The organism is Planktothrix sp. FACHB-1365 (assembly GCF_014697575.1).
GTDB lineage: Bacteria > Cyanobacteriota > Cyanobacteriia > Cyanobacteriales > Microcoleaceae > Planktothrix.
In genome coordinates this window covers 1-3,524 of record NZ_JACJSC010000063.1, presented here as the reverse complement: position 1 = coordinate 3,524, position 3,524 = coordinate 1, and the positions used below count along the sequence as shown (strand labels likewise).

Sequence of the window (3,524 nt, the reverse complement as noted above, 5' to 3'; positions counted from 1 at the left end):
TAAAACTCTTCCATAACTTGAATAAAAGAATGCTCTTTTTTCCAAAAAGCCGGAAAATCTCCTTGTTTCTTAATCAAAATTGCTGGTAAACTCACAGAAGAGGGTTCTTCAACAACTTGAGGAAGTCGATGGGTTCCTAACCAAAACTCTCGCGCACTCATTTTCTCTGACACCCCTTCTGTTTCAACCGTCGTATAGAAAGAAGTTGAGGGTTGTACAGAAATTTCCTGGGTTGTCAATTCTTGAGATAAAATCTGCCCTAACGGAGATTGAGATAACTCGGCTTTGAGGACATCTTTCGATAAACCCCTCAATTCAAACAGCAAAAAAGGATCATCATCTAATTGGGATGCGACTAAATAATAAACCCCCGCAATATGTTTACAAGGATTTGACCAATCTGGACAAGAACAAGTCGTTTTAAAATCTTTTTCGCTTTGCGGAAGTAAATGTAAACCTAAATCTGCAAACACATCCTCAATATTATCAGGAACTTCATTCATTAATAACTTAGATACAAAACTCGCTTTGGAAGACAAAACTTTAATCGCTTTCGACCAATCACTAGAACTAATCGGTTTAATTTCAATCGTCGTATTATACCGAGGTTCTTTATAAACCCCAAAGTAGGGATTAATTGAACCTTTAACCGTTGCTGTAATTCGATTCTGATCAATACTCGACTTGAGAATTTTACCATTCCTTGCATAAGAACGTCCTCGACCCAAACGTGCTGGGTCACTAAAGGCTTCTAATGCTTCAATAAATTGTTTTCCCCACCAAGTCCGACTAAATTGAGCCATAATAGATCATACTCCTTTTAAACACGACAAAATTAACTACTCTAATAAAGCAACCTTATTCAATTGAATCAGCTGTTTAAACGCTTCATTATCCAATTCTGTTAACCAGGATTCATCACTCCCAACCACCTGAGAAGACAGTTTTTTCTTATCTTCTATCATAAGGTCAATCTTTTCTTCTAAAGTTCCCAAAGCTACAAATTTATGAACAAATACATTTTTCGTTTGACCAATCCGAAAAGCTCGATCTGTTGCTTGATCTTCCACCGCCGGATTCCACCAGCGATCAAAGTGAAATACATGATTGGCTTTGGTTAACGTAATTCCCACACCCCCCGCTTTCAAAGAGAGAATAAAGACAGAAGGTTCTGTCTCAGGATTTTGAAATTCAGTAATCATTTGTTCTCTTTTTGTGCGATTTGTACCCCCATGAATATAATAGGTGTTATAATGATAATGATGTTTAAAGTGTCGTTCTAAACCCTCACAAACTTCTGTAAACTGACTAAAAATTAATAAACTTTCGCCTTCGGAAATGGCTTCTTTTGCCATCTCTGCTAATCGTTGTAATTTCTGCGATCGCTCTGCTGAAAATTCACTTCCATCCTGTAAAAATTGAGCCGGATGGTTACAAATTTGTTTTAACTTCATCAGGGTTGATAAAATTAATCCTCTTCGTTTAATTCCTTCAACTTCATTAATTTTTTCAGCTACATCCTTCACTAACGCTTCATAGAGAGACGCTTGTTCTTTCGTTAAATTACAATACACTTTTTGCTCAACTTTATCGGGTAAATCATTAATAATTAACGGGTCAGTCTTAACTCGTCTCAAAATTAACGGTTCTACCAATTTCTTTAACGTTATAGATTTCATCCGGTCATTATCCTTTTGAATAGGAATTTCAAAGGACTTCCGAAATTGAGCTTCTTTTCCCAAATAACCGGGATTTAAAAAATTAAAAATTGACCATAAATCTAGGAGACGATTTTCAACGGGAGTTCCCGTTAATGCTAATCGATATTGAGCAGAGAGTTTTAAGATTGCACGAGTTTGAGCGGTTTTGGGATTTTTAATATTTTGAGCTTCATCAACAACAATTCGTCGCCATTCCAGATGATTGAATAGTTTTTCATCTTGACGAATTAAGGTAAAAGAGGTAATCACAACATCACAGTTCAGACAAGTCGATTTAAACGCTTCTAGGTCTTGAATTCGACTGCTACCATGATGTATAATAGCTTGCAAATGGGGTGCAAACTTTTCAATCTCTTTTTGCCAATTCCCAATCACTGAAGTCGGTGCAATTAATAACGTGGGTAAAGTAGAATCTGTTGTTTCTTTTTCTTGAACTAATCGAGCAATAACTTGAACAGATTTTCCCAAACCCATATCATCCGCTAAACAACCATTTAACCCTAAGTTTTCTAAGTATTGTAACCAGGATACTCCCCGTTTTTGATAATCCCTTAATGTTCCTTGCAATTGGGGAATATCAGCCACCATTGTCAGTTGACTTTTATCGTGCAATTTCCCCATCAAATCAGATATCACTGAGTCATGTTCGATTTCTAATTCATCTTCTAAGGAAGCCGACATTTTGACGAAATCTAATAGCTTGATTTCCGGTTGTTCTTCAGTATGTTTTTGCCAGAATTCAAGCATTTGCTGCATTTTTTGTTGATCTAATTCCATCCACTGACCCCGAAATTGAATCAGAGGTGTTTTAGCATTAACGAGTTGTTCCCATTCTTTGGGTGTAACAACTTCACCACCAATGGATAGGGAATATTGATATTGAATTAAGGTATCTAAATTAAAAAATCCTTTAGTAGCTGATGCTTTTCCTGAAGAACGAGAAGAGGTTTTTAAACGAACTTTAGCGCGACGACGACCTTGGGGTGTCCACCAAGCGGGAATGATGACTTTATATCCTGCATCTTCTAGTATCCAAGCACTTTCTTTGAGGAATTCAAAGGCTTCAATCAGATTTAATTGTAATCCAATGGGTTGAGCAGTTTCTAATCCTTGCCAAAGTTTAGGATACATTCTCGCTGCATATCCTAAATTGAGTAACAGGTATTTCTCAAAATCTTTTCCTACATAATTATACAGTTCTTTTTTCTTTTTTTGAGGTTGTTGCCAATAATCTTTTAATAATAATTTAAAGGAGGGATCTTGTTTTGAGGAAACCGAAAAATGAATGAGCCAATTGTCTTGTTCGTGAGTGGCTTCTTGGAGTTGAAAGCACAGGTCAAAGGCGGCGGCGGTTTGGCTGTGGGTGAGTTTTTCTTTCCAAGCTAACCATTGTTGATATTCTTCTAAATCTGCTGGACTGGTTCTAGGTTGCTGGGGATTTAGATGAATACAATGCTCCACCAGGGTATCAGCAATTTGTTGATTAAATTTAGCGGGTAAGGGAGTTTGAGCAACAATTTCATGCAGTAAAGATTCAGAAAAGTGGCGCAGTAATGTTTCTTTGTGATAAAATTTAATTGGATTTTGAGGAGCGAGAGAAGCTGATACACAGGCTAAAGGCATTGAGTTGAGCGATTGAGTGATTAAGGATTGATATTGTTCTGATATGATTTCCCAACCGGAATAAATTTCAAATACAGGAGTTTGGGTGGAACGTTTACCTTTACCTTTGGTTTTAGGGGAAGCAAGCTCACGATATTTAAGCGCGGGAATATATTGATCTTTGTAAAGGATTTGTTTAAA

2 protein-coding genes are annotated in these 3,524 nt (G+C 36.8%); both read right to left on the bottom strand.

Annotated elements, in window-relative coordinates; genetic code table 11:
- The coding region (locus tag H6G57_RS28575; RefSeq protein ID WP_190525225.1) for an SWIM zinc finger family protein at window positions 1-803 on the bottom strand (803 nt) is incomplete at its 3' end.
- A 36-nt stretch (window positions 804-839) separates the two neighbouring features.
- On the bottom strand, window positions 840-3,524 hold a 2,685-nt coding region (locus tag H6G57_RS28570; RefSeq protein ID WP_190525223.1), incomplete at its 5' end, for a DEAD/DEAH box helicase.